We start from the raw sequence: 25169 nt of genomic DNA, 5'->3' as shown, positions 1-25169 counted from the left end.
ACCGGTCGCGCGGTTCGTGTTTGCTGGTGACATGGTGGCTGGCGTAGCCGATCACGCTCCATTGTCGAGCTTCGTGATCGACGTATCTCAACGACTTTTGCGACCCTGACTCGTCTCGGATTCGCGATCTCCACACTCGGAAGTGTCGGCTCGGAAGCAGCCTTCCTGCTTTCGACCCGACGCGGTCGTTCACGACTGACGCGGCTGCCTCTATAAGCGGACGTAGCAGAGCCCTGGAGGCCGTATGCTCGTCGTCCTTGGCGGACTACCCGGCACAGGCAAGACGACCCTGGGAAAGGCCCTCGCGGTCAAGCGTTCTGCCGCCTACGTCCGCGTGGACGAGATCGAGCATGCGCTGACCCACCATGCGAAATTCGGCCCCGAGATCGGTGCGACAGGTTACGTTGTGGCCTTCGCCGTGGCCGCATCGAACCTCAGGCTCGGCAGCCTGGTGATCGCCGACAGCGTCAATCCTGTCCCGGAGAGTCGACAGGGCTGGCGGGACGTAGCGCACCGAGAGGCCGCGCGCCTCCTTGAGATCGAGGTCATCTGTAGCGATGGGGTTGAGCATCGACGCCGCGTCGAGGCCAGAATCGCGGACATAGCCGGGTTCGAGCTTCCCTCTTGGTCGTCAGTCGTGGAACGCGACTACGTACCGTGGACCTCGCCCAGGCTCGTGGTGGATACGGCTCTTCTCACGCGGGACGAGGCGGTCGCCGCGATCGAGGCCGCGATCGACGGATTATCCGGAGGGGCGCCCCCAGCCTCCTGAGCGGTGGTCCACCTTCTCCCGATGCGGACGGGCCGCTGCCGACTCAACGCAGTCGTACACGAGCGGTCGAACGACAATCGAAAGCGGAAGTGTTTTCCGCCACTGCCCCAGCAGTGATGAGCCTATTGCGGCCGCTCAACTGAACGCGACGGCTCCCCGGGGAGCAGCCGTGCTCGCTGGCTGCCGCTGCAGGCACTCTTCAAGGTTCGATGAGTTCGACCTGATCCGCAGGCAGCGAACGCCACCAAGCGCCAGACGCACGGAATGCCTCATAGGCTAACCGTAGGACATACTCCGGCTGACAGTGCGCCGGGTCGATCTCGCGGCGGGCCTCGTTGCGGGCGAGGAGCATTTCCCAGGATAGGTCGAACACCTTCCACTCGACCGGGAGGCCATAACGGTCGATGACCTCAAGCTCGGCTTCGAACACCTCTTGGTTCAGGTGGGTGTCGGCCATCACAACGCTGAACCCCGCCGCCAGGGCTTCATCCAGGGCAGCGACCTTCACACCGTGGAGCAGTCGGCGCGCCCTCTCGTCCCAGTCCGTCCCGCGCACCTGCCAGTAGACCTGACGGTCCGGCGGCCAGAATGTCTGGCGCAGGTCGTCCAGGGTGAGGTGCACCCAGCCCTGCAGCGGGTCGTACCGGCGCGCGTAGGTCGTCTTGCCCGCGCCGGGGCACCCGATCAGCCCGACGACCCTCTGACGGCGCGGGGATGCCTCAACGTCCATCGAGCGTGGGCTTAAGCATGGTTGGCGGCGTCCTCGTCGAGCTCGGGGTCGGCCTCGACGGTCTCGCCTCGCAGGTAGCGCGCCTGGACCTCGGCGACACGGCGAGCAGCCTGCGCGTGGCGATTCGACACGAGGCTGTCCTGGCCGAGATCCCCGCCGCGCTTAACCGCGAGCAGATCCGGGTCACCCCAACGGTCGAGGAGTACTTGAAAGGCGTCGTGCCGAGCAACGTCGAAGGCGACGCGCTGACCCATCATGTCCTTGTAGGGGTGCGCCGGATGAATGCCGGCGCAAGGGACCCAGCCCGCCGGGATCGGGGTGGTCGCCGCGTGCGTGCGGCCGCCGCGCAGGAGCTTGGGCAGGACGTGCGTGTGGGGCCCCTCCGGGCTGGTACCGCCAGGCCCCGGGATCGGGGCGTAGACCTCGATGCGGCCGATCCGGGCGAGGAATACCCGGTGGGGGCTCAGCGCGACGAGTTGGCGGCCGATGGGGTTTGCAGGGTCGAACAGGGGAAGCCCGACGCCGGACCGGAGACAGGCGATGGCCTCCGGGTCGCTCGTGCGGACGCAGGCATCGACCGCCAGGAGGCCGAGGCCCAGGTCGAACAGGATGGCGTCGCAGTCCCGTTCGCGGGCGGCGTCCCGGTCCGGGCCGAGCTCCGTCACCACGCCGCGCCGGTTCATTGCGCAACTCGCCTCGGGCAGGCACAGAGCGACGGCATGGTTCCAGCCAGTCGCGACTGCGGTCTCATAGGCCACCGGGCGCAGGTCGGGACCGGGAGCGAGCGCGATGGCGCCCCGCTCCGTCGCCAAGCCCATGCGCCCGGCCGGCAGCGGCGATGTAGCCTCATCGGGATCGCGCATGAATTCGGCGATGGCGCCGAAGCTGCCGAGGCTCCAGGCGGTACCGGGATCGGCCAACGCCTCGCGCAGCAGGGTCGTGACCGCGTCAGCCTGTGATGGTGACGTCATCGCGTTCCTCCGTCGTGGTAGCCTCGGACCGCGTCCAGGGCAGGATGTATCGTGTTCCGTCGCAAGCCCAGCCCCGCTCGGCCGTGACACCGAACGCGCTGGCAAGCAGGACGTCGGTCAGGGCCTCCTCCGGGGTGCCGTCCGCGACGAGGCGGCCACCGGCCAGCACGACGATGCGGTCGCAGAACCGGGCCGCGAGCGTCAGGTCGTGCAGCACGGTCACGACACCGGTGCCGTCTCGGGAGATGCCTCGAAGAAGTGCCATCGCGTCGAGCTGGTGCGCTGGGTCGAGGGCCGTGACCGGTTCGTCGACGAGAAGCCACGGCGCCTCGACGGCAAGCGCCCGGGCGAGCAGCGCGCGCATGCGCTCGCCCGAGGAAAGGGTCGGCTCGGCTCGGTCAGCGAGATGGGCAATGTCCGTCCGCGCCATCGCCCGCGCCACCGCAATCTCGTCGGCCTCGGCCTGGGATGCGAACGCACGACGGTGCGGCAGCCGGCCGAGCGTCACGATCTCGCGAACCGTCATCGGCCAGCCGACGCCGGCCCCTTGGAACAGGGCGGCGATGCGGCGGGCACGCTCCTCGCGGGCCAAGCCGGACAACGGACGGCCGTCGAGGGTGACCTGACCCTGCGTCGGGACAAGGAGCCCCGCCAAGGCACGAAGAAGTGTGGTCTTGCCGGCTCCGTTCGGGCCAACCAGCCCGACGAAGCGGCCGGGCTCCAGGGCGAGACCGATGTCCGAAAGGATGGTCCGTCCATCCAGCGTGACCTTGATGTCGTGCAGGCTGACGCTCATGCCCGCCTCCCTCGGTTGCGCAGGAGCAGCACGATCAGGAACGGCGCCCCGACCAGAGCGGTCACCACGCCGAGCTTGAGTTCGGGCCGGGTGGCGAGCAGGCGCACGCCGATATCCGCCGCGAGGACCAGGACCGCCCCCGCGAGGCCGCTCGGCAGCAGGCACGCGCTGGGACGGGCACCGACGAAGGGTCGCATCAGGTGCGGCACGACGAGGCCGACGAAGCCGATGGCACCGGAGACCGCAACACCGCTCCCGACGGCCAGGGCCGCACCGGTGACGAGACGCAGGCGCACAGAGACCAAGCCAACCCCGAGGCTCGCGGCGGTGTCCTCGCCAAGCGTCAGGGCGTCGAGGGCGGAGCCGGTCGACAGCATGAGGGCCCAGCCGACAACCACCAGCGGCAGGCACAGGAGCACGTGGTCCAGGCTGCGGTCGCTTAGCGAGCCCATCAGCCAGAAGACGATCTCCAGGGCCGCATAGGGATTCGGCGACAGGTTCAGCGCCAGCGCGGTCAGCGCCCCGGCTAGGCTGGACAGGCCGACTCCCGCGAGGATCAGCCCGAGGGTACTGCTGCCTCGGGCCGCGAGCGCGTTCAGGAGGAGCGCGGCAAGACCGGCACCGGCGATGCCGCCGAGCGGCAGGGCAAGGCTCATGGTAGCGGCGAAACCGCCGTAGAAGACGACGACCGCACCGAGAGCCGCGGCCGAGGAGATGCCGAGGATGCCCGGGTCCGCGAGCGGATTGCGCAGGTAGCCCTGCATCGCGGCGCCGGTCAGGCCGAGGCTGAAGCCGACCAGCACTCCGAGCAGGGCGCGCGGGATGCGAAGCTCCCACAGGACCAGGGCCGGAAGCGTCGTGCGACTGGCGACGAGGTCTGGGAAGGCGGCGGGCACGTCGAAGGGCGCGTAGCCGATGGTGATGGAGGCGAGCGTCAGCGAGAGGGTGGTGAGCCCGAGGACGGCGATGAGGGTTCGCCGGGCGCGCGGCGTACCGTGGCGACGGGAGGCCTTTGGACGGAGCGAGGTGACCGGCGCGTTCATGGCTGAGGCGCCTGCGTATTCGCTGCCTCGGCGAGGCGCGCCACCACCTCCGCGACCTGAGGACCGGGACAGGTCCAGAAGCGGTTCGGGATGTCGACCGTCCAGTGCGCCCGCGCGAGAGCCCGAAAAACCGGATGGTGCAGGAGCGTGTCGGCGAGCGATGGCGAGCCCGGTGCGCCCTCATCGACGACAATCAGGTCCGGGTTCGCCAGCGCCGCGGCCTCGAGGGGCACCTGCCCGAAGCGGTCACGCCCGATCTCGGCCGAGACGTTGACGAGGCCGGCGGCGCGGATCAGCGCGTCTCCGAGCCCGCCGGGTGCCACCGTGAAGGCGTTCGGGCGCATCACCAGGGCGCGGAGAGGCCGCTTGGCCGGCACGATGGCGGCAAGTCGCGCATCGAGCGCCGCCACCATCGCCTCGCCCCGTTCGGGATGGCCGAGCGCCGCCGCGACCTGCCGGACCTGTGCGCGGATGCCGTCGAGGTCGGTCGGCACGCCGAGTTCGAGCACGGGGGTGCCGACGCGTTTAAGCATGCCCACCGTCGTGCGAGTCGTGAAGGCACCGGCGATCACGAGGTCGGGCTTCAGGGCCACGACCTCCTCGGTAAGACCACGCGTGACCGGCAGCCCGACAGCCTGGCTCGCGACCGTCGACCCGCGCGGGTCACGTGCGAGGTAGCTGACGGCCAGCACCTGGTCGCGGTCCGCCAGCCGCAGGACGAGCTCGTCAGCGCAAAGGTTCATCGAGACCACGCGCACGGGTGCCGCCGCCGCACCACTGGCTACGGCGGACATGACTGCCACGAGGGCGAGCGTGAGGCGCGACCTCATCCGCGACCTCAGAACGATGTCACGCGGACGCCGCCGTAGACGGCGAGCCCCGGACCCTGGAAGCCGGTCGGGTTCTGGTAGCGCTGGTCGAACAGGTTATCGATCCGCCCGAACACCGTCAGGGTCTCGCTCCAGGCGTAGTTGACCGACAGGTTCACCAGCGTGAAGCCGGGGGCCTTCAGGCGGGGCACGGAGAAGTCCCTGTTTCCGTCCACGAACGACCCCAGCACGATGAGCGTGCCGGTCATGGTCAGGCTCGGCATCAGGTTCCAGATCGCGGTGGCGCTGACCTTGTTGCGGGGCCGGCGCAGCAGCTCCTGGTGGGCGATCTCGTCCTTCGTCATCGTGGTGGTCCAGTCGAGCCGCCCGCTCCAGAACTCGTTGAAGCGCAGGGCGACGAAGCTCTCGGTGCCGTAGGCAGTCGCACGGCCGACGTTCACGTTGGTGGAGAAGGTCGGGTAGTAGGCCGTCTGGATCAGGTTTTTGAAGTCGGTCTGATAGTAGGTCGCGCCCACGGTCATGAAGCCGTCGAACAGCGGCTGCTCGAAGCCGCCGTCGAATCCGAAGCTCTCCTCGGGCCGCAGGTTCGGGTTCCCGAAGAAGCGGAAGCCCGGATAGTCCTGATAGAGCTGGCTTAGGGTCGGCGGCTTGAAACCGGTGCCGACGCTGCCCTTCAGGCGGGTCCCAGTGCCGGGCACGATGTAGCTCGGCGCCACCCGGAAGGTGGTCGCGCCGCCGAACTGGTCGTTCGCGTCGTGCCGGATGTTGGCGACCAGCGCGGCGCCCGCGAAGGGCATCGTCTGAAGCTCGGCGAAGCCGGCGGTGTTGCCATTGGACCGGTCGATGCCGGTCGTCTCGAAGCGCTCATCCTCGCGCTGGGCACCGAACAGCACGAGGTTGCCGGGTGAGAATTGCCAGTCGCCGCGGTAATCGAACCGGGTTCGTTCACCGAGGTAGGTGGTGGGCGTCGGCGGCGCTAGCGGGTCGAGCGGGCCGGCGAACAGGCGGTCGAACTTGGAGTAGTTCGCGCCGAAGACATTGTGGAAGCCCGGCACCGGCGTCCACTCGGCCTCGCCCCTCATAATCAGTTGCTGCTGGTCGTTGAGGTTACGGTACGGCAGCGGCGCGTACGGGAAGCCGCCGTCGGCCTGATCTAGATACGCGCTATCGGAGAAGCGCAGGACGTAGTTGAGACGGAACTCGTCGGTGAGTTGCGCCCCGAGCTTGGTCGAGACCGTCTTGATGTCGGTGAAGGCTGTCCGCAGCGGCACGCCGCGGGGCAGTAGCTCAAACGGGGTGATCTGGACGGCGGATTGACGGATGTGGCCGACCGACACCGAGTAGTCGAAGATCCCCTCCGAGCCCGAGATGTTGCCGAATTGGTTGAAGGTGCCGAACGAGCCGCCCTCGACGGTCGCCGTTGCCCGTGCCGGCCCTTCGCCACGCTTGGTCACAACGGAGATGACGCCGCCGATGGCGTCGGCTCCGTAGAGGCCGCTCTGTGGCCCACGCAATACCTCGATCCGCGAAAGGTCGTAGGTCTGCAACTGGCTGAAGTCGAAGGCGCGGTTCGGGGTCGAGGGGTCGTTGACGTCGATGCCGTCGATCTGGACCTTCACGTGGTTCGAGTTGGTGCCGCGGATGAAGACCGAAGTCTGACCGCCTGCGCCGCCGGTCTGCACGACGTTGAGGCCGGGCACCTGCTGGAGGGCATCCGGCACCGTCCGGCGCTGCTGCTCCTGCAGCAGGCGGTCGGTGAGCACGGTGACACTCGATCCTGTGTTGGCAATCGGCGTCGGCACGCCGGTGGCTGAGACCGAGATCTCAGACAAGGAGACCGCGGCCTGCGCGCCTTTCTGGGCATCGGCGAACGGCGCAGCGACCTGCTGCGCGAGGACGGGAATGGAGACGAGCAGCGCGGATACGGCGCAGGACAGCGCTAGGCTGCGCCGAAGCGCGGAAGGGACGGAACAGGACACGGGACGGCCTCGGGGGACGGCTGTGGCACGTCACCGCGAACGAGGCCTCGGCGGCCGCGTCCTCAAGGGAACCACGGCGCCGCGACACCTCCCAGGACACCCCGCCCGGCAAGCTCCGCGTGTGACCACGGCTGACGGCAGGTCTCCTGGCTCGCGGGTCGTCGCCCTCTCATCGTCTTCCCGGGCGAGGCCGCCCAGTGACGTCGTGATGAAGGACTCGCCGCTTACAGTTGCGGGGGCAGCCGCGGCATCAGCCGAGCCCTCACGGGCGTTGCCTCACCGCGTTCCCTTTTGATCCCCGAGGGGAACCGTCCCGCTCAAGCTAGGCTGTAGCTTATCGATCCGTCAATCCTCGGAGCAACGTTGTCCCGGCGTGTGCTGTCGGAGGGGCTGTGCACGGGCGAGCGCCGGGCTGATCGTCATAAGATGTGGTTTCTGTCTTTCCGCTTCCTCACGACAGATGCATTGAAGCGGACATAGCGGGGGGACCGACCACGACGCGTTGCAGACGAATGACCTCTTTCCCGGTGAGACATCCCGCATGACGGAACACACGAGCCTCCCCGTGCGGCGTGTCGATCATGTCGGCTTCGCGGTCGCCTGCCTCGACGAAGCCCTTCGGTTCTGGATCGACGGACTCGGCGCGCGACTTGTGCGGACGGGGGAGATGGGGGGCGAGTTTCTCGGTCAGGTGACCGGGGCGCATGGGGCGAAGGTGCGCATGGCGCTCGTTTCGCTCGCGGATCAGACGATCGAACTTCTGGAGTATCAGGGTCCGGAGCGACCGAGCGCGCCGGCCAAGCCGTTCGATCCTGGCTTCGCGCATCTGGCCCTTATCGTCGATGACCTCGACGCGCTGCTGGTGCGGATCGCTGCCTACGGTTGGAAGGCGCAAGGCATTCCGCAGCCGATTGCGAGCGGTGCGCGGGTTGGAACGCGGGTGATCTACGCCGTTGGCCCTGACGGCGCGACAATCGAGTTCATGCAGCCGCCGGCTTCCGTCCAAGATCTCTGATGCCGGCGGGCGGGGAACCGCTTGCCATCCCGATCCGAAGTCGACGGAGGCCCGGCGAACGACCGCCTCGGTTCGGAACCAGTCCGTCGCATAGCCAAGCCGATGGGTTCGACTTCAGAGGTACTTGAGCCAAGCGATGTCGCGTCGCGATGCCTTGAGGCGAGAGAACCAGGCCGTCGGGAAGTAGAGGGGCGGAATCAGCGCCGCGTACCACACCAGAACCCACGCGTAATTGCCGACACCGAACACGGTGCCTTGGGTCACGCCCCAGATCGCGAACGCGCCGTGGTAGAGCAGCCGCAGAACCGTCAGGTGAAATACGTAGAAGAAGAGCGGCGCGCCGCCGAACACCGCCAGCGCTGCGACCACCGGGCGGTCGCCCATGCGTTCCAGCGCGACGAGCAATAGCGCCCCGATCCCGAGCGTTAGCAGCAGGAACAGCAGCGAGGGCGGATACTTCGTCAGCGCGAAGAAGCTCATCGCGGTCCGCAGGGCGTCCTCGTCGACGACGAACCACGGTTTGTCCCCGTAGCCGTTCGCCAGGCGTAGCACCGCGAAGGCGACCAGCATCGTGATGCCGATGGCCGCAAATCGGCGCTTGCGCGTCCCTGGGGCGACGCCGGGCAAGAACCACGGGCCGATGGCATAGCCGAGAGCGATGACGCCGATCCAGGGAAGCACCGGGTAGGTCGTCTTGGCCACTAGACCGAATGGGTGCGCGATGACGTCGCGCTGGTGCAGCATCGCCCAGGCGACGAAAAAGGGATCATCGGGCCCGAGTTGGATCGGGTCGAGGAGATTGTGCCCGCAAACGATCAGCGTCCCGACCGCGAAGAGAACCGAGCGCGGCAGGCCGATCATCGCCGCCAGGACGATCATGCACACGCCGATGCACCAGATCACCGGAAGCCAAAGCGTCGGGCTGGCGACGCCCCAGTACAGCTCCGAGAGGTAGAAGACCTCCAGAGCCATCAGCACGAGGCCGCGCTTCACGAGATAGGCACGCGTCTCCGCCAGCGTGTGCCGGGTGCTGAACAGGTACGCGGCCACCCCCGTCAGCGCGATAAAGATCGGCGCGCACAGGCTGACCGCGAGGCGCGCGAGATACAGGGCCGGCATGGCGGTCCTGGCATCCATCGGGTCGGCGACCGGCACGTGCAGGAACCAGGTTTCACGCAGGTGGTCGAGGAGCATCAGCACCATTACCAGCCCACGCAGGGCATCGATTGAGACGATGCGTCCGGTCCGGGCCGATTTCTCTGTCGACTCTTCCAGCGTTCCCGGATGCACGCTCATCAGAAGCGCGCCGTCATGTTGACGGTCACCCGCCGGGGCTCGCCGACGCCGACCCAGAAGGCGTTGTAGGAGCGCTCGTAGTAGGTCTCGTCGAAGATGTTATCGACGTTGAGCCCGAAGCGCAGGTTCTCGTAGCGGTAATAGACCAGGGCATCAGTCAACACGTAGCCCGGGAGCCGGAACCGCTCGTTGCCGCTGTCCCCAAGGCGCGAGCCGACGGCCCGGACGCCGCCACCGAACCCAAAGCCCTTCCACTCGCCGGCCTGGACCTCGTAGACGCCGAGCAGGCTGCCCGAGTGGCGCGGAATGTTGAGGAGCGGCGAGCCGACCCGCAGGACCTCGTCGCGGGTCACCGCCGCGTCGATGAATGCATAGCCGCCGATAACTCGGAACTCGGGTGTAACCTGTCCGACGAAGCTCAGGTCGAAGCCCTGGCTACGCACGGCGCCGGCGGCAATCTGGAAGAAGAAGTCCCGCGGGTCGGTCGTGAGAACGTTCTCCTTCTCGATGTGGAAGGCCGCGCCGGTCACGCTCAGGCCGGTGAAGAGATCGAGCTTGACGCCGGCCTCGTAGCCGAAGCCGGTCTCGGGGGCGAAGGGTCGAGTCGCGATGTCGAAGCCGGTGTTGGGCCGGAACGAGGCCGCCACGTTGCCGTAGAACGAGAGGAAAGAGAGCGGCTGGTAGACGAGACCTGCACGCGGTGAGAAGCCGGTCCGGTCCTGCTCCGTGCGCTCGTTGCCGACCTTGTCACGGAAGGTCTGGTTGTAGAAGTCGGTTCGGTTGCCGAGGAGGAGCTTCCATTCCGGGCTGAGCGCGACCTGGTCCTGCACGTAGACGGCGGTATTCCCGACGTTCTCGCTCGCGCTGTAGCGCCGTGTGAAGGGCGGCTTGGGCTGGCCGTAGACCGGGTTGAACAGGTCGATGGCGAAGGGGTCTATCCGCGGCGTCGAGCGCAACAGGTTCTCGGTGCTGTTGTAGCGCTCGTGCTCAAGGCCGAGCAGCAGGGTGTGGGCGAACGGCCCGGTGTCGAAATGCCCGACGAGCTCGGCCTGCCCGATGGCCACGCCCCATGTGAAGTCGTGCCGGCGGAACTCGCGCAGCAGGGTGCGGCCGTCGTCGAGAAGGCCGGTCGCGCCGGTCTGCAGGCCGGTCAGGCTGCCGGTGTTGAAGTGGCCGGCGACCCTGAGCTGCCAGTCGGCATTGAAGGCGTGATCGAGGCGGATCTGCAGGATCCCGGCTTCTGACACCGAGTTGTCGCCCGGCTCACCGAAGAAGCGCGAGCGCGGTACGAGGCCCAGGCGGTTATTCACTGCGACCGTCCCGCGGTCGAAGGTCTGGCGGTTGCGGAGGTATTGCGCCTCGACGGTCAACTTGGTGTCCGGGCTGATCAGCCAGCTCACCACGGGCGCAGCTAGGACGCGGTCGCCGTCAACGAAATCGCGGAAGCTGTCCTGCCTCGCGAGCGCGCCGTTGAAGCGGTAGAGGACGGTGCCCTCCTCGTTCAGTGGCCCGCCGGCGTCGACGGTGGTGCGCGCTGTTCCGAAGCTCCCGAACAGCGTGCCCATCTCGACGAAGGGCGAGGCCACGGGCTGCTTGGTCAGGATGTTGATGGTGCCGCCGGGGTCGCTGCGCCCATAGAGTGCCCCGCTCGGTCCCTTGAGCACCTCGATGGACTGGACGTTCTGGGTGTCCGGCGCGCCGTTGTAACCGCGGGCAATGTTGAAGCCGTTGAAGAAGATGTCCTGGGTGGCGAAGCCGCGCACAGAGTAGAGCGCGAGGTTCTGGGCGCCGAAATCGTTCTGCTTGCCGACTCCCGGCACGTAGTCGAGGGCGCGCTCGACGCGCGTGGCGGCGGTGTCCCGCAGGACCTCCTGGGGCACGACGTCGACCTGCTGGGGCAGCGAGAGCCGCGGCGTCACGGTCTTGGTCCCGCTGTAGAGATCCTTGACCTGGTAGGTGGGGGCCGAGGTGTAACTGCCCTCGACCGAGAGCGGGTCGAGAACGACCGAAGCCGGGGCTGCGTCGGCTCGTGGGCCTTGGGCAGTCGCTGGGGGCACACCAAGGGAGACGAGCGCCAAAGATGTGACGGATGCGCGAAGCCGCCATTGCGAAGCGGGATGGGACACGGGCCTAGGACCTCGGGACGGCAGTGGCACGTCACCGCGAACGAGGCCTGGGCGACCACCTCACGAGGCGGCGCTTCGACACCCGCCAGGACACCCCGCCCGACGCGTTTCGCGTGTGACCACGGCTGACGGCAGGTCTCCTGGCTCACGGGTCGTCGCCCTCGCACCGTCTTCCCGGGGCGACCCAGTGACATGGTGGTGAAGGGCTCGCCGCTTACAGTTGCGGGGGCAGCCGCGGCTTCGGGGCGAACCCCTCACCGCGTTCCCTTTTGATCCCCGAGGGGAACCGTCACGGCCCAGCTACAGCCTCACGGACTCGTGAGTCAACGCGAACGTCCTGATAGCTCTGCCTTGATGCCGCTGTCGGATCTCGGCCATTTCCTGCCAAAGGTCGAACGACCGCTTTTTGAGTTTGATACTTTGAAGCAGACTGGCCGAAAACCACCCGGCCCGGCCGTTCAGCAGCGTCCGCCGACACTACTGGAGCTGGCCGTAGGCGGAATGGCTGCTTCGAAGTAGGGCCGCCGAGAAAGCAGACGGGCTCCTACCGACATATGCAAACCGCTCTGACCGCCTACGACCCTACTTTGGAGAAGTCGTCACACTATCAACCATGGGATATAAGCGACGGCCAGTCCCGAGGGCAATTAAAAGGGTCATCGGCATCGCATTCGTCTACTGCCTTCGCCACCATGTTCCTTGCGATGATATCCGGTCTCTTTCGTAATTCGTTTTGAAGCTCCGCGATCACAGAAGGTTTGATTTTAGCTTTTGTATCTCGAGTTTGAATTAGATTATCCATAGACAATCGTGATCCTAATATCTTCGCAGATTCTATGCTTTCTGCGAAAGAGATATGTCCGGTGTCAACCCCGGCAATATTGATGCCCAAACTGCCGACCTTCGCTAGAAAGGCATCTAGATCGACTTGTTGTGCCCGAGATATTTTCGCCGAAAGATCGTCTAGACCTTCTTTGCTCAACATCTGCTGAACAGCGACCAGCGCCGCAGCTGGAACTTCCACGTATTGGTCGTCAGCTTTATTGTCGGTAGACATTGTTAACCCCTAATTATAGGAAGGGTACGAGAGATTGGTAAATGACGGTTGGTCGGTATGGATTGTTTATCTGAGATCTGAGAATGTTTCGACTAATCTCATTTCTTGCTTGTTGCTGCGCTCGATCGGGGACTGGTGCGACGAATTGACTCGACAGAGCACTAAAGAATGTGCTGTCCTGAACGATCAAGTCGCCACGGGCGAATGCTAATATAAGAGTGTGAGTATCTGTTCTTTCTGCATCTAAATTGAAACTAGTACTGGTTCTTGTGACTCCCACGACCGGCGCCAATGTAATCTTGGGCGCAAGCGTTCCAGAGACTTTGGTTGTGAATTTCATATTGAACGACATGGCCGGCACGCCATTCTTGTCGCCTTTTGCCGGACCTAAATTGGTGAATTCAGACAGCTCAACGAACTGATAAAGTTTGTCAAAAATTCCTACCTTGCCGGCAATAGGATACAGGTAATTGGGGCCTTCGCTGCTAACATTGCACCACCTCGGATCTTTTCTAAAAAGCAACTCTCGTAAAGTATAGCTATCGGTGAAATTTTGAGTATTTTGCCTTGATCTGTCCAGGTTCAAACTGGTCTCAAATGACCTGCTCCCTCTTTGAAATGCTCGAAACGGCGTAAAACTTATCTCTGTATTATTTGTCTCAAGTCCATCCAATGTAAAATCGAATGCCACTGCGGTGTCAAGATATTTGTTAATCTTAGATATGTTATGGGGTTTGACCCCTTTAAAATCAATGCGCCTTATATCGTCCGAACCGTAAGCCTCGATATCTTGCTTGATGGCAAGACCGGATCGTACCGCTTCTGGATCGTCTTCACGGGTCGCTAGGTAGATGCCCATCAATTCGTAGGCTGACGCCCGGACTTCACAAGCCAGCCTCCTTGCTATGACAGAGGTTTTAACGCCCGTTACCTCCTCTTGAGAAGGGGTTATCGAACAGCCGGAACAAAACATGGCCGCTAGTATGGAAAAGTACTTTCGAACGGCCACGATGAGCAGTCCCCGAGGTGCCAATTCAGCAATGGTAGAGATTTACCTGCGGACGTCTGTCGCTTCATTGCAACACGCTACAGATTTGATCTGTGGTGCACTATGAACCGATCTCGGGAAATCGCTCACAAGCGAGATAGATAAATTGGTATTGTTTGATTATCGCGTTGCAAATTTTTTGTATTGTATTGATGTGCGGAGAAGAAGATGAGCATGCCTGAAGAAATGGACTCAGCAATTTCTCGTCTGATAATGAGATTTTTCGAACGAAACGATCCACATGATCTTCCCTTGCTAAGAGTGGAGCTGCTTCCGAGGCCTGAAGCCTGGCGGATTCCCGGATCTTGACGAGACCTAGGGCTCAGCCTCGCGCCCGCCGCGAGCCCCATGTCTCCCGCGCCATCTAACTGCGGCCGATCAAGCTCGGCTATGACGTGGCCCCCAAAAGCGCCGACGGCGTCTGGGGCTGGCACAACATCGCAGCGCTGATGCGGTTCCAGGTCGGCCATGGCTTGGACTGGAAGGCGTCGCGCTCCCGGGCGACCATGTCCCAGCTGTTCCCAAAGGAGGCGGTACCGCAACCCACCTGGGACGGTGAGACCGAGCGCCTGCGGGAGCTACAGGAGCCCCTTCGCCCGCCCTCGAACACCACGGTCCTCGTCTGAACCCGGACGCTCTGCAGTTTCGCGGCTCGCGTCTGCGGTGGCAGGAGAGGCTGCCCCCTCCCACAACGGGCAAGCCCCTCCGTCCTCTCGAACCGGCGCTTCGTCACCGGGGACCGCGAACAAGGTGCGGTCCCGCCCGTGCCGCATGCAGCTTACCGATGCGCCGCTTGCGTCCAAGCCGATCCCCGCCCTTCCGGGGGATGACCGGTGCCGAAGTGCGACCCTCCGCCATCAGGTCGAAGATGCAGGCCCCCATGCGTTCGGACACGCCCTACGATGTCATCGTTGTCGGGATCGGCGGCATGGGCAGTGCCGCGGCCTGGCAGTTGGCCAAGCGCGGTCAGCGCGTGCTCGGGCTTGAGCGCTACGATATCCCCCACGCAATGGGCTCGTCCCATGGGATCAGCCGGATTATCCGTTTGCCCTACTACGAGGATCCGGCCTATGTGCCGCTCCTGCACCGGGCCTACGCGCTGTGGCGGGACCTCGAGGCGGCGACGGGCGACGAGATCCTGGTGATCACTGGCTCCATCGACGGCGGCGCGGAGGAGAGCGACGTCTTCCAGGGCGCCCTGGCCTCGGCTCGGCTGCACGACCTGCCCCACGAGGTCCTCACCGCCACCGCGGTCAACGAGCGGTTCCCGGCTTACCGGCTCCCGGTGGGCATGCGCGCCGTCTACCAGCCCCAGGGCGGGCTCGTGGCCAGCGAGCGGGCGATCGTCGCCCACGTCCGGGCCGCACAGGCCCACGGGGCGGAGATCCATGCCCGCGAGCAGGTTCTCGACTGGCAGGCGACCCCGGGAGGTGGGGTCGTCGTGCGGACCGATCACGAGACCTACGAAGCCGGGCGGCTGGTCCTGACGGCGGGGGCCTGGGCGGCGGATCTCGCCGCGCCCCTGGCCGGTCTTGCCGTCCCGGAGCGCCAAGTGCTGGCATGGCTCCAGCCTCAGGAGCCCGCTTGGTTCGAGCCGTCGCGCTTTCCGGTCTTCAACTTGCAGGTGCCGGAGGGACGATACTACGGACTGCCCGTCTATGAGGTTCCGGGGTTCAAGTTCGGGCGCTACCATCACCTCGGGGAGACCGGCGCCCCGGACGCCGTGCGGCGGGAGCCGGATGCCGCCGACGAGCGCCTCCTGCGCGACTTCGCGGAACGCTACTTCCCCGCCGGCAGCGGGCCGACCATGGCCTTGCGCGACTGCATGTTCACCAACACCCCCGACGAGCACTTCATCCTGGATCACCACCCGGACTACCCGCAGGTCGTGCTGGCCTCGCCGTGCTCGGGGCACGGCTACAAGTTTTGCTCGGTGATCGGCGAGATCCTTGCCGATCTCACCAGCGGCGACGGGCGGACCCGCCACGAGATTAGCTTCCTGGGCCTCAAGCGGCCGGGCCTGAGCCCCGCCAATCCGTAGCGCCGGAGGCGTCACGGACTGGATCCGGCCGGGATCGGAAAGAGCCGAAGCCTATCTCCGCGGCGTGACCTCGAACAAGCAATGGTCGTGCGTGCCCTCCGCGGCGCAATAGGCTTCCCGGGCCTGGAGATGCAGCGTCCGGCCCGAGGCCGCCGCCGCATATTCGAGCGAGCCTTCGAGCCACGCGGCGAACATCGTGCAGACCTTGCGGCCGAGGCGTCGGCGCTCCTCGTCCACAAAGGCCGAGTTCCGAAGTCGGACCGAGGCGGTGCCGGCCCCGAGATCGACGTCCAGTACCTCGAACTGCCCCCAGCCGCGCTGGGTGATGCGCCGCATATAGTGGTGGAAGGCCCCGAGGCCGTCCAACCCATGATGAGCGGCCTCCTTCTCGCACCAATGATAGGCCGAGCGATGGCCAGCGGGCCGCAGCACCTCCGCCAGCCGTTCGGGACCCAGTTCCGCCTCAAGGGCGAAGTGGTTATTCAGGAAGAAGTGCTGCGGCACCAGGATCATCGGCAGCGCGTCGACGGACCAGCGCCCGGTGGTGTCGTCGACCGCGATCTCTACCTGCGGCTTGCCCATGACCCTCACGCTCCCCACACGTCGCGCAAGAGCGCGAACCAGTTGCCGCCGATCACCCGCTCGATCCGCGCGGACGGCCAGCCGCGCCGCTCCATCGCCGCTGTCAGGTTCGGCCACTCGCCGATGGTGCGCAGGCCCTCGGGGTTGATCACCTCGCCGAAGTCGGTGAGCCGGCGGCCATAGCCCTTGTCGTGGGTGATCCAGTCGAAGAACGGCCGGCCGTAGCCCTGGGTAAAATCGGTGCCGATGCCGACCTTGTCCTCGCCGCATAGGTTCAGGACGTACTCGATCGCCTCGACGTAATCATCGACCGTCGAATCCGGTCCGCGCTTGAGGAAGGGCGGGAACATGGTCACGCCGACGAACCCGTCCCGCTCGGCGATGAAGCGAAGCTGCTCGTCGGACTTGTTGCGCGGGTGCGCCTTCAGCCCGGCAGGGAGGCAGTGTGAGTAGGCGACCCGCTGGCGGGAGCCGAGGATCACGTCCTCGCTCGTCTTCGGACCCACATGCGACAGGTCGGCCAGGATGCCGAGCCGGTTCATCTCACCCAGCACGTCATGGCCGAAGTCCGACAGGCCCCCGTCCCGGCGCTCGTAGCAGCCGGTGCCGACGAGGTTCTGGGTGTTGTACGCCATCTGGATGATGCCGACGCCGAGTTCCTTGAACAGGCTGAGATAGCCAACCTGGTCCTCGATCCCGGTGATGTTCTGCCAGCCGAGGATGATACCGGTCTTCCCGGCTTCCTTGGCGGCCTGAATGTCGGCGGCGGTGTAGATCTGCGTGATCAGGTCCGCATGTTCGCGGAAATACGCCTTCCAGCGCATCACGTTTCGCATCGTCTCCGTGAAATTCTCCCAGACGCAGCAGGTGCAGTTCGCGGCAGTCAGGCCGCCCTTGCGCATGTCTTCGAAGACCGGCCGGCCGAAGTCGGAGATGATCAGGCCGTCGATGACGATCGATCGGTCGTGCAGGTCGGACGGCATGCGCAGTCTCCGTGGGAGCTTCCCTGGTTCGGGGTGCCCTTGATCCTCCCTTCCGCCGGATGGCAGCTAGGACATTTCCGTCATCGGCTCGGTACGCACGCGCCGCGCCCCGCGGTTGCACCAATGGCGCATCCGTTCAGGAGCCAGCGCGCTTGCGTGCTAGTCTGCCCACGGCTCCGCTGCCTAGTCTGCTTCTGGACTGAAGACGGAGAGGCGGAATGGGTCGGATCACGCGGCGGTGCCTCGCAGGGGTGGTGGCGGGGGCGCTGCTCATCCCAGGATGGGCCGAGGCCAAGGACACGGTGAAGATCGCGTTCGTCGGCCCCCTCACCGGGCCGAACTCCCCCCACGGGATCGGCGCCCGCAACTCCGCCGAACTCGCCGTGAAGCTGTTCAACGCCGATCCGGCCCATCGTTATCAGTACGAGCTCGTCGTCCTAGACGACGAATGCAAACCGAATGTCGGCGTGCAGGTCGTGACCAAGCTCGGGTCTGACCGCAGCATCGCGGCGGCGGTGCCGCATTACTGCTCGGCCACCGCCATCGCCACGGTCGACGTGTTCCACCGCTTCAAGCTGCCGATGGTGGTCTGGGCGGCGGTGCTGCCCGAGATCACCTATGCCAACAAATACGCGGAAATCCACCGGGTAAGCGGCATCCTCATCGGCCAAAACCGGATCGGTGCGCAGTTCATGAAGGAGCAGGGTTACAAGACCTTCGTCTCCTTCGCCGACTCGACCGATTACGGGAAGTCGATGAACAAATATTTCACCGAGTTCACCAACGAGAACGGCGGAAAAATCCTCGGAAATTTCGCGGTCGCGCCCGATCAGCAGGATCTCAGTGCCGAGCTGACGAAGATCAAAGAATTGAATCCGGAGGTGATCTATTTCGGCGGCCTCACGCCGCTGGGGACGCGGCTGCGGACGCAAATGGACAAGCTCGGGATCAAGGCGCAGCTCGAAGGCAACTCCGGGATCATGGGCGATGCGTTCATCAACGCCGTGGGACCGGATCTCGCCGAAGGTACCGTGACCTTCTTCGATTCGCCGCCACTCTCAAAGATGCCCGGCGGCGCGGCCTTCACCGAAAACTACAAGGTGGCGGGCTTCCGGGAGCCGCCGGAGGCCTACGGACCCTTCGCCTACATCGCCACCCACCTGCTGATGCAGAAAATCGAGGCGGTGGGTCCGGAGCGGGCGAAGATCACCGCGGCGCTCGGTGACGTGAAGGACGTGCCCTCGATCGTTGGGCCGATCACTTTCGACGACCACGGCCAGAATATCACGCCGCTCACCACGAAATACGTCGTTCAGGACGGCAAATGGCTCGTCTGGGAGGACAGTGAGTACGCAAGCGGCAAGCGCAAGTTGCTGCACCGCTGAGACCGAGCGATCGGAGATATGCGATGAGCGCGATTGGCCAGTACGTCCTCAACGGGCTCATGCAGGGGACGATCTACGGCCTCGTGGCGATGGGGTTCACGATCTTCTTCGGGGTGATGAACGTCATCAAGTTCTCCCACGGGGACGTGATGACGTTCGGAGCCTTCGGCGCCTTGGTCGCGGCGACTGCCGCCGCCGCCGCGGGGCTGCCGGCCGGTGTGCAGATCTTGGCCGGCGTCTCGACGGCCGTGGGCCTCGCCGCGCTCCTCGGCGCCGGGATCTCCCGCCTCCTGATACTGCCCCTGCGCTCCGCCCCGCCCCTCAACCTGCTGCTGATGACGATGATGGTCGGCACCGTGATCCGCGAGGCGATCCGGCTGTTCTTCCCCAACGGCACCAATTCGCAGCGCTTCCCCGCCCTGCTGCCACCTGGGGGGGCGACCGTCGGTGGCGTCTTCGTCCGCTATGACGGGCTGATCCTGATCGTGGCCGGGCTCCTGATTATCGCCGTCGTCCACCACATCATCAACCGCACCCGCTTCGGGCTCGCGATGCGGGCGGTGGCGGAGGATCAGGAGACCGCCCGGACGATGGGGGTCAACTTCTTCCGTGTCGTCCCCCTGACCTTCGCCCTCGGCTCGGCGACGGCGGGCTTCGCGGGGGTGATCTCCGGCCTGTACTACAGCGAGATCAACTACGGCATGGGCCTGCTGATCGCGGTGATCGGCTTCAGCGCGGCTATCGTCGGCGGGCTCGGCAACCTCTGGGGGGCGATCCTCGGGGGCTACCTCTTCGCCGGGCTTCAAACCGTCGTCGTCGCCACCCTGCCGACCTTCAGCGAATACAAGAACGTCGTCGCCTTTGTCGCCGTCATCGCCCTGATCACGTGGCGCCCCACCGGGCTGCTGGCCGAGCGCGCCAGCGAGCGCGTCTGACCTCTCCTCCCGCCCGGATGACGTACCGATGCTGATGCGCCACCGCTCCACCCAAGACGAGGTCCCCCGGGACGCGCTGCCGATGGTGGCCGGAGTGAGTGCCCGGCGGGCTTCGGATTTCGCGATCTTCGCGGTTGTCGTGGCCGCCTGCGCCGGGGCGGTCGCTTTCTTGGTCCATGCGGAGGACCAAAGGGTCGTCCTCTCGGCGCTGGTGGCCTGCGGGATGGTGTGGTTCGCCGCCGCCCGGTTCCGGGTGATCGCCGCCGTGGAGCGCGGCGCGGCCGGTCATCCCTGGCCGGCGCGGCTCGTGCTGGTGGCCGCCTGCCTTGCCGTCATCGTCGTCCTGCGCGAGGACAATTTCGGCCTCTTGATGCTGGCGACGGTGCTGATCTACGCCACGGTCTGCCTCGGCCTGACGATCCAGCTCGGCTATGCCGGCCTCTCGAATTTTTGCGCCGCGGCCTTCCTCGGCTGCGGCGGCTATACCGCAGCCGCCCTCGGCCGGGCGGAGGGAATCGCCATCCCGGACCTGGTGGTCATTCTCCTCGGGGGCGGTGTCGCCGTCGCGATCGGCTCGCTCCTCGTACTGCCGCTGTTGCGGACGCGGGGCCACTACGCCGCCCTGACGACACTGGCCTTCGGGGTGATGTTCAACGTCTTCCTGGACGCCAATGAGTTGCTCGGTGGCCCCCAGGGCCTGAAGCTCGCGCCGATCACGGTGTTCGGCTGGGACTTCTCGAACGACCTCGACTTGTTCGGCATGACGTTTTCCTTCTACGCCAACTACGTCATGCTGTGCCTAGCCCTCACCGCGGTGGCCCTGGCGCTCGTCGGTCTCCTCGATCGATCGTGGATCGGCATCCGTCTGGATGCAGTGCGGCTCGACGAGGTCGCCGCCCAGGTCTTCGGCCTGCGGATCGCCCGCTGGAAGATCCTCGCCTTCACCCTGGGCAACGTTCTCGCCGGAATGGCCGGGGCGATCTACGCCAAGATGACCGGCTTCATCGCCCCCAACAACTTCACCCTCGGCGACTCACTGATGATGGTGTCGATCGTCATCCTGGGCGGGATCGGCAACCGCTGGGGGGTACTGCCGGCGGCGCTGATCGTCGTGCTGCTGCCGGAGAAACTGCAGTTCATTCAGGAATACCGGCTTTTGCTGTTCGCAGTGCTGGTGATCCTTGTCCTCGTCCTCAGTCCCGGCGGCCTGTTGCCCCGCCGGACGCGGACCCTCGTCGCGGGACGCCAGGCATGAGCGCCATGGCGGCAGCCCCCGCGATCCTGGAGGCGAAGGGCCTGTCCGTCCGTTTCGGCGGCCTCTTCGCCCTCAATGAACTCGACCTGACGGTCCGACGTGGCGAGGTGTTGGGTCTGATCGGCCCGAACGGCTCCGGCAAGACCACCTTTTTCAACGTCACGAGCGGCATCTACCCGGCTGCGGCCGGCTCCATCGTCCTCGACGGCCGCGACATCACCCGCGAGCCTGCCCACGCGCTCGCCGGGCTCGGTCTCGCCCGGACCTTCCAGCGTTCGCGCTTGTGCCTGCCGCTCTCCGTCTTCGACAACATCGCGCTCGGCGCGCAGGAGCGCCTGCCGCAGGGTGTGATCGACAACCTCCTGCGCCGCCGCACCCTGGCGCGGGCCGTCGCGGCCCTCGCCGAGGAGGCCAGGGACCTCGCCCGGTTGTTCAACTCGAACCTCGCCCGGCGTCTCGACGAGCCGGCCGTCGCCCTCGGCATGATCGACCGCCGCCGGGTCGAGATCTGCCGCGCCCTTATCGGACGGCCGAAGATCCTGCTGCTCGACGAGCCCTCCGCCGGCATGACCCACGATGAGACCAACCAGCTCATCGACGAGATCCTCGATGTGCAGCGCAGCCGCGGCGACCTGACTGTTATCATCGTAGAACACGAGATGGGGTTGATCGAGCGCATCACCGACCGCTGCGTCGTCCTCAACTACGGCCGCAAGATCTGCGAGGGCTGTTTCCGCGAAGTGGCCGCCGACCCGACCGTCCGCGAAGCCTATCTGGGGCATTCATGACCGCGCGCCTGACCATCGACGGCGTCTTCACCACGTACGACCGTGTCGATGTCCTCGACGACATCACCCTCGAGGTGGCCCCCGGACGGATCACATGTATCCTCGGCTCGAACGGCGCCGGCAAGACCACGCTGATCCGTTCGATCCTGCGCCTTACGCCGCCGCGCCGCGGCTCCATCTCCTTCGACGGGCGCAAGCTCGACGGGATGCAGACCCACGACGTGGTCAGTCTCGGGATCGGCTGCATTCCCGAGGGCCGCCGGATCTTTTCCAAGATGACCGTCGAGGAGAACCTTCGGCTCGGGGCCTACCGCGTGTCGTCCGAGCGGGAGATCCGGCACAGGCTCGACGGCGTGCATGCCGTCTTCCCGCGCCTCGCGGAGCGGGCCCGCCAGCTCGCCGGCACGATGTCCGGTGGCGAGCAGGCCATGGTGTCGATCGGCCGGGGGCTGATGACCGATCCGAAGCTCCTCGTGATCGACGAGCCCTCGCTGGGGCTCTCGCCGCTCTTCGTGCAAGAGAACTTCAATGTGATCGCCCGGATCAATGCGACCGGCGTCACGGTCCTGCTCGTCGAGCAGAACGTGAACCAGACACTGGCGATCGCCCATCACGGCTATGTCCTATCCGGCGGGCGCATAGTGGCGCAGGGCTCCTCCGCGACGCTGCGGGACGACCCCGAATTGCAGCGGGCCTATTTCGGCGCTGTGCACTGACGCCAGCGTCCCGCTGTTCGCTCGCCCCTGGTCCGCCTCTTGCAGAAGGAGACCGACCGGATCACAATCCGGGCAAACGCACCGGATGGCATGACGACACCCCGGACACCGTCGACCATACCGCTGCAGGGGCCGAGCCGTCGCAAGCTGTCGCTCGGTTTCGTGTTGCTGCCCCACTTCACCCTTGTGGCCTTTTCGACCCTGATCGACATCCTACGTTTGTCCGCGGACGAGGGGGATCGCAGTCGACCCGAGCGCTGCTCATGGAGCTTGCTCGCTCCGGATCTGGAGCCGGTGACGTCGAGTTGCGGAATCCAGGTGATGCCCTGGGAGACGTTCTCGGATCCGACCCGGTTCGATTACATTGTCGTCGTGGGCGGGCTGCTCGACCGGGAGCCCTATAACTCCCGATCCCTCGCATTCATGCGAGAGGCTCATTCTGCCGGGGTGCGCCTCATCGGCATCTGCACCGGCGGCATCGCTTTGGCCGAGGCGGGGTTGATGCGCGGCCGCCGCTGCTGCGTAAGCTGGTACCACTTCACCGATCTCGTCGCGCGGCATGACGATGTGATCCCAGTTGCGGACCAACTCTTCGTGGAGGATGGCCCGTTCATCACCTGCGCGGGCGGTCTCGCCAGCCTGGATCTCGGGGCCTGGCTCATCGATCGGCACCTTGGTCCGGGACATGCGCAGAAGAGCTTGCATATTATGGTCACCGACCGGGCCCGTCCCGCGGCCGGGGCTCAGCCCCAGCCGCCGAGTGCCGGGATCGTCGAGGACAACCGGGTTCGCCGGGCGATGCTGCTGATTGAGCAGCATCTCAGCACGCCTCAGCGCGTCGAGAAAATCGCGCAGACCGTAGGCCTCTCGAAGCGACAGCTCGAACGGGTCTTCCGCAAGCTCGTTGGCAAGAGCGTCCAGGAATACTCGCGGGACCTTCGCGTCCTCTATGGACGCTGGCTCCTTGCGAACTCGCCGCAGACCATCACGGAGGTCGCCACGGAATGCGGGTTCTCGGACGTATCCCACTTCAACCGTCTGTTCCGTCGCAGCTTCGGATGTTCGCCATCGACCATGCGCCGGGGTGACAGCCAAGGTTCGGTACAGGCGTCGGAGGAGTGGGATAGCCTGCGGGCGATCGCCGGATCTCCCGACAGCCAGGGCGATTTCCATCGCTTCCTGAACAACGATCCGGCCGAGGTCCTCGGAGTCGAACGGTTCCTGAGCTGTGAGCGGCGTCCCTACGCCCAGTAGCCCCCACGCAGCTCGGCTGACGATGTGTCGGACGGAATCGCCGCCGGCGCATCCAACATCGGCACACAATCGAGGTCCCGACATACAGACGTTGCTGCGGTGGCAATCTTCAATCCTGTCCTGTACCCCTGAGGAGACTGAGCAGTTCCGCTTTGGCGCAGGGCATGCTGTGGATCGGTATAACCGCCTCCTACATTCCGCTAAGCACGGGACAGGCCGAAGTACGGCGATGAGAAGTTAGCTCATCGTGAGGTCAGGTCCGCTTTGAAGACGCCGCGAGAAGCGAGCGAATGCCCGCTATGAGCGCGTTGCAGAACGTCCGGTTTTGCGCCCGAGGTCGATCCGACATGACGGAGTCTGGCCGAAAGCGGAATGACCGCTTCGGAAAAGGGAGATTGGAGAAGCAGACAACTTCCTATCGACCCAACACGATCGCAGGACATGATCGGCGCGGCTCACCGAAAGCGCGCATTGAGCAACAGTTGAGAGATAATTTTCGTCTTCTAGAACTAACGGCGTGGGCATGTTCAGGCCAGTCTGTCGAAGATGTGGCGGCAGATAAAGCCGAGACCGGTTGCGAAAGCCGAAAATCAATCTGCAGCGAGGGGTCGGAGCGGAACAGGGTTTTCAGGAAGGCCGAGACCGCCCTGATGCGAGGCGCGAATTGCAGGTCGGTGTGGACGTTGAGCCAGAGATCTCGCGTCGTCCACAAGTCATCGTGCAGTACGGGGACCAAGAGGTCACGACCGGCAACCGCGAAGCTTGGGAGGAAGACGATGCCGAGCCCTCCGGCGGCAGCCTGCTTCTGCGCGATCATGCTCGTCGAGTGGAACACGGTACGCCGGTCCGCAATGATCTCGTCGAGCCACCGCACGCAGTCGACCTGCACGAGGTCCTCGACGTAGGTGACAAAGGCGTGGCGCTCCAGATCCTGAATGGATTGCGGCGTTCCCGCGCGGTCGAGGTAGCCCGGTGAGGCGTAGAGTCCGAGCCGGAAGCGGCCGATCCGCTCGGAGACGAGCCCCTGTCCCGGAGGCTTAAAGAAGCTTAGGAAGAGGTCGGCCTCCCGGCGGTTCACGTAGACCGTCTGGGGCGAGGTCAGCAGCTCGACTGTGAGGTCGGGGTGCGTCTCGTGCAGGCGCACGAACCGCTCGGCGAGGTAGAGAGAGGCGATGCCCTCCATCGTCGCGAGCCGGACGCGGCCCCCGGCCTGCCCCGATCCGGGGGTGACCTCCTCCTCCATAGCGATGATGGCGCTCTCCACCCGCTCCGCGTGGCGCAGCAAGCGCTGGCCCGCCTCGCTGAGGCGCAGACCGGAGGGCACGCGCTCGAACAGGGAGACGCCCAGGGCAGCTTCCAGATGGGCGAGGCGTCGGCTGACGGTCGATTGATCGACCCGCAGCCTCTTAGCTGCACCCGCAAGGCTGCCCCCACGAGCGGCATGGACGAAAATCTTCAGGTCGTCCCAGTCGAGTTGATTGAGGGCACGCATGGTCTCGCGCGCCGCAAGAGGCGCGCCACGTCGGCGGCTGGGGATCCGTGCAAGGGCGCTTGCGGAATTGGCCGC

23 protein-coding genes and 2 riboswitches are annotated in these 25169 nt (G+C 65.5%); of the genes, 10 read left to right on the top strand and 13 right to left on the bottom strand.

The window, feature by feature from the left end:
• Window positions 1-244 precede the first annotated feature (244 nt).
• Window positions 245-772, top strand: coding sequence for an AAA family ATPase (locus ACLBYG_RS19540; RefSeq protein ID WP_447682519.1), 528 nt, complete (start codon window positions 245-247; stop codon window positions 770-772).
• A 199-nt stretch (window positions 773-971) separates the two neighbouring features.
• On the opposite strand, the gene ACLBYG_RS19535 is transcribed toward ACLBYG_RS19540, so the two are convergent.
• From ACLBYG_RS19535 to ACLBYG_RS19510, 6 genes are read right to left on the bottom strand one after another with little or no spacing between them, the layout of a single operon-like run.
• On the bottom strand, window positions 972-1502 hold the full coding sequence (locus ACLBYG_RS19535) for an AAA family ATPase (protein ID WP_447682518.1): 531 nt from the start codon (window positions 1500-1502) through the stop codon (window positions 972-974).
• Between the two features lie 11 nt (window positions 1503-1513).
• Window positions 1514-2473, bottom strand: a complete 960-nt coding sequence (locus ACLBYG_RS19530) for a DUF6925 family protein (protein ID WP_447682517.1) — start codon at window positions 2471-2473, stop codon at window positions 1514-1516.
• Window positions 2451-3269 carry an ABC transporter ATP-binding protein gene (locus ACLBYG_RS19525; RefSeq protein ID WP_447682516.1) on the bottom strand — a complete coding sequence of 273 codons (819 nt, stop codon included), beginning with the start codon at window positions 3267-3269 and terminating at the stop codon, window positions 2451-2453. The genes ACLBYG_RS19530 and ACLBYG_RS19525 overlap by 23 nt, the downstream gene beginning before the upstream one ends.
• On the bottom strand, window positions 3266-4312 hold the full coding sequence (locus ACLBYG_RS19520; RefSeq protein WP_447682515.1) for a FecCD family ABC transporter permease: 1047 nt from the start codon (window positions 4310-4312) through the stop codon (window positions 3266-3268). Before ACLBYG_RS19520 ends, ACLBYG_RS19525 begins: the two co-directional genes overlap by 4 nt.
• The gene (locus ACLBYG_RS19515) at window positions 4309-5142 is read right to left on the bottom strand and encodes an ABC transporter substrate-binding protein (RefSeq protein ID WP_447682514.1); all 834 of its coding nucleotides are present in this window, start codon (window positions 5140-5142) and stop codon (window positions 4309-4311) included. The genes ACLBYG_RS19520 and ACLBYG_RS19515 overlap by 4 nt, the downstream gene beginning before the upstream one ends.
• An 8-nt stretch (window positions 5143-5150) precedes the next feature.
• The gene (locus ACLBYG_RS19510; protein ID WP_447682513.1) at window positions 5151-7121 is read right to left on the bottom strand and encodes a TonB-dependent receptor plug domain-containing protein; all 1971 of its coding nucleotides are present in this window, start codon (window positions 7119-7121) and stop codon (window positions 5151-5153) included.
• A gap of 119 nt (window positions 7122-7240) precedes the next feature.
• A riboswitch (cobalamin riboswitch) is annotated at window positions 7241-7449 on the bottom strand.
• Window positions 7450-7662: 213 nt separating this feature from the next.
• Between ACLBYG_RS19510 and ACLBYG_RS19505 the strand changes: the two genes are divergently transcribed.
• A complete protein-coding gene (locus ACLBYG_RS19505) occupies window positions 7663-8136 on the top strand; it encodes a VOC family protein (protein WP_447682512.1) in 474 nt (157 codons plus the stop codon).
• A gap of 114 nt (window positions 8137-8250) precedes the next feature.
• On the opposite strand, the gene ACLBYG_RS19500 is transcribed toward ACLBYG_RS19505, so the two are convergent.
• The 4 genes from ACLBYG_RS19500 to ACLBYG_RS19485 all read right to left on the bottom strand — a co-directional run bounded on the left by ACLBYG_RS19500 (window position 8251) and on the right by ACLBYG_RS19485 (window position 13624).
• The gene (locus ACLBYG_RS19500; RefSeq protein ID WP_447682511.1) at window positions 8251-9432 is read right to left on the bottom strand and encodes a DUF1624 domain-containing protein; all 1182 of its coding nucleotides are present in this window, start codon (window positions 9430-9432) and stop codon (window positions 8251-8253) included.
• Window positions 9432-11489 carry a TonB-dependent siderophore receptor gene (locus ACLBYG_RS19495; RefSeq protein WP_447682510.1) on the bottom strand — a complete coding sequence of 686 codons (2058 nt, stop codon included), beginning with the start codon at window positions 11487-11489 and terminating at the stop codon, window positions 9432-9434. The genes ACLBYG_RS19500 and ACLBYG_RS19495 overlap by 1 nt, the downstream gene beginning before the upstream one ends.
• Window positions 11490-11671: 182 nt before the next feature.
• A riboswitch (cobalamin riboswitch) is annotated at window positions 11672-11864 on the bottom strand.
• A gap of 301 nt (window positions 11865-12165) precedes the next feature.
• The gene (locus ACLBYG_RS19490; protein WP_447682509.1) at window positions 12166-12615 is read right to left on the bottom strand and encodes a hypothetical protein; all 450 of its coding nucleotides are present in this window, start codon (window positions 12613-12615) and stop codon (window positions 12166-12168) included.
• Window positions 12616-12628: 13 nt separating this feature from the next.
• Entirely contained in the window at window positions 12629-13624 is a 996-nt protein-coding gene (locus ACLBYG_RS19485) for a hypothetical protein (RefSeq protein ID WP_447682508.1), read from the bottom strand.
• 434 nt (window positions 13625-14058) lie between these two features.
• On the opposite strand from ACLBYG_RS19485, the gene ACLBYG_RS19480 reads away from it, so the two are divergent.
• Window positions 14059-14289, top strand: coding sequence for a hypothetical protein (locus tag ACLBYG_RS19480; protein WP_447682507.1), 231 nt, complete (start codon window positions 14059-14061; stop codon window positions 14287-14289).
• 254 nt (window positions 14290-14543) lie between these two features.
• On the top strand, window positions 14544-15704 hold the full coding sequence (gene solA, locus ACLBYG_RS19475; protein ID WP_447682506.1) for an N-methyl-L-tryptophan oxidase: 1161 nt from the start codon (window positions 14544-14546) through the stop codon (window positions 15702-15704).
• A 51-nt stretch (window positions 15705-15755) separates the two neighbouring features.
• On the opposite strand, the gene ACLBYG_RS19470 is transcribed toward solA, so the two are convergent.
• Complete coding sequence (locus tag ACLBYG_RS19470; RefSeq protein ID WP_244035416.1) at window positions 15756-16286, bottom strand: 4-vinyl reductase; 531 nt, start codon at window positions 16284-16286, stop codon at window positions 15756-15758.
• A gap of 5 nt (window positions 16287-16291) precedes the next feature.
• Window positions 16292-17269 carry a dipeptidase gene (locus tag ACLBYG_RS19465; protein WP_447682505.1) on the bottom strand — a complete coding sequence of 326 codons (978 nt, stop codon included), beginning with the start codon at window positions 17267-17269 and terminating at the stop codon, window positions 16292-16294.
• 218 nt (window positions 17270-17487) lie between these two features.
• Between ACLBYG_RS19465 and ACLBYG_RS19460 the strand changes: the two genes are divergently transcribed.
• The 6 genes from ACLBYG_RS19460 to ACLBYG_RS19435 are packed head-to-tail and all read left to right on the top strand — an operon-like array spanning window position 17488 to window position 23602.
• Window positions 17488-18654 (top strand): branched-chain amino acid ABC transporter substrate-binding protein, encoded by a 1167-nt coding sequence (locus tag ACLBYG_RS19460; RefSeq protein ID WP_447682504.1) that lies wholly within the window; start codon window positions 17488-17490, stop codon window positions 18652-18654.
• A 23-nt stretch (window positions 18655-18677) separates the two neighbouring features.
• Window positions 18678-19589, top strand: coding sequence for a branched-chain amino acid ABC transporter permease (locus ACLBYG_RS19455; protein ID WP_447682503.1), 912 nt, complete (start codon window positions 18678-18680; stop codon window positions 19587-19589).
• Between the two features lie 28 nt (window positions 19590-19617).
• Window positions 19618-20844: a branched-chain amino acid ABC transporter permease gene (locus ACLBYG_RS19450; protein WP_447682502.1), complete on the top strand. Its 1227-nt coding sequence runs from the start codon at window positions 19618-19620 to the stop codon at window positions 20842-20844.
• Window positions 20841-21632: an ABC transporter ATP-binding protein gene (locus ACLBYG_RS19445; protein ID WP_447682501.1), complete on the top strand. Its 792-nt coding sequence runs from the start codon at window positions 20841-20843 to the stop codon at window positions 21630-21632. Before ACLBYG_RS19450 ends, ACLBYG_RS19445 begins: the two co-directional genes overlap by 4 nt.
• Window positions 21629-22348 (top strand): ABC transporter ATP-binding protein, encoded by a 720-nt coding sequence (locus ACLBYG_RS19440; RefSeq protein WP_447682500.1) that lies wholly within the window; start codon window positions 21629-21631, stop codon window positions 22346-22348. Before ACLBYG_RS19445 ends, ACLBYG_RS19440 begins: the two co-directional genes overlap by 4 nt.
• A gap of 39 nt (window positions 22349-22387) precedes the next feature.
• Entirely contained in the window at window positions 22388-23602 is a 1215-nt protein-coding gene (locus tag ACLBYG_RS19435; RefSeq protein ID WP_447682499.1) for a GlxA family transcriptional regulator, read from the top strand.
• 415 nt (window positions 23603-24017) lie between these two features.
• On the opposite strand, the gene ACLBYG_RS19430 is transcribed toward ACLBYG_RS19435, so the two are convergent.
• A complete protein-coding gene (locus ACLBYG_RS19430) occupies window positions 24018-25094 on the bottom strand; it encodes a LysR family transcriptional regulator (protein WP_447682498.1) in 1077 nt (358 codons plus the stop codon).
• Window positions 25095-25169 lie beyond the last annotated feature (75 nt).

The sequence above is a fragment of the Methylobacterium sp. D53M genome, assembly GCF_053345625.1.
The sequence above is the reverse complement of the archived record's forward strand: the minus strand, read 5'-3'. Positions and strand labels throughout refer to the sequence as shown.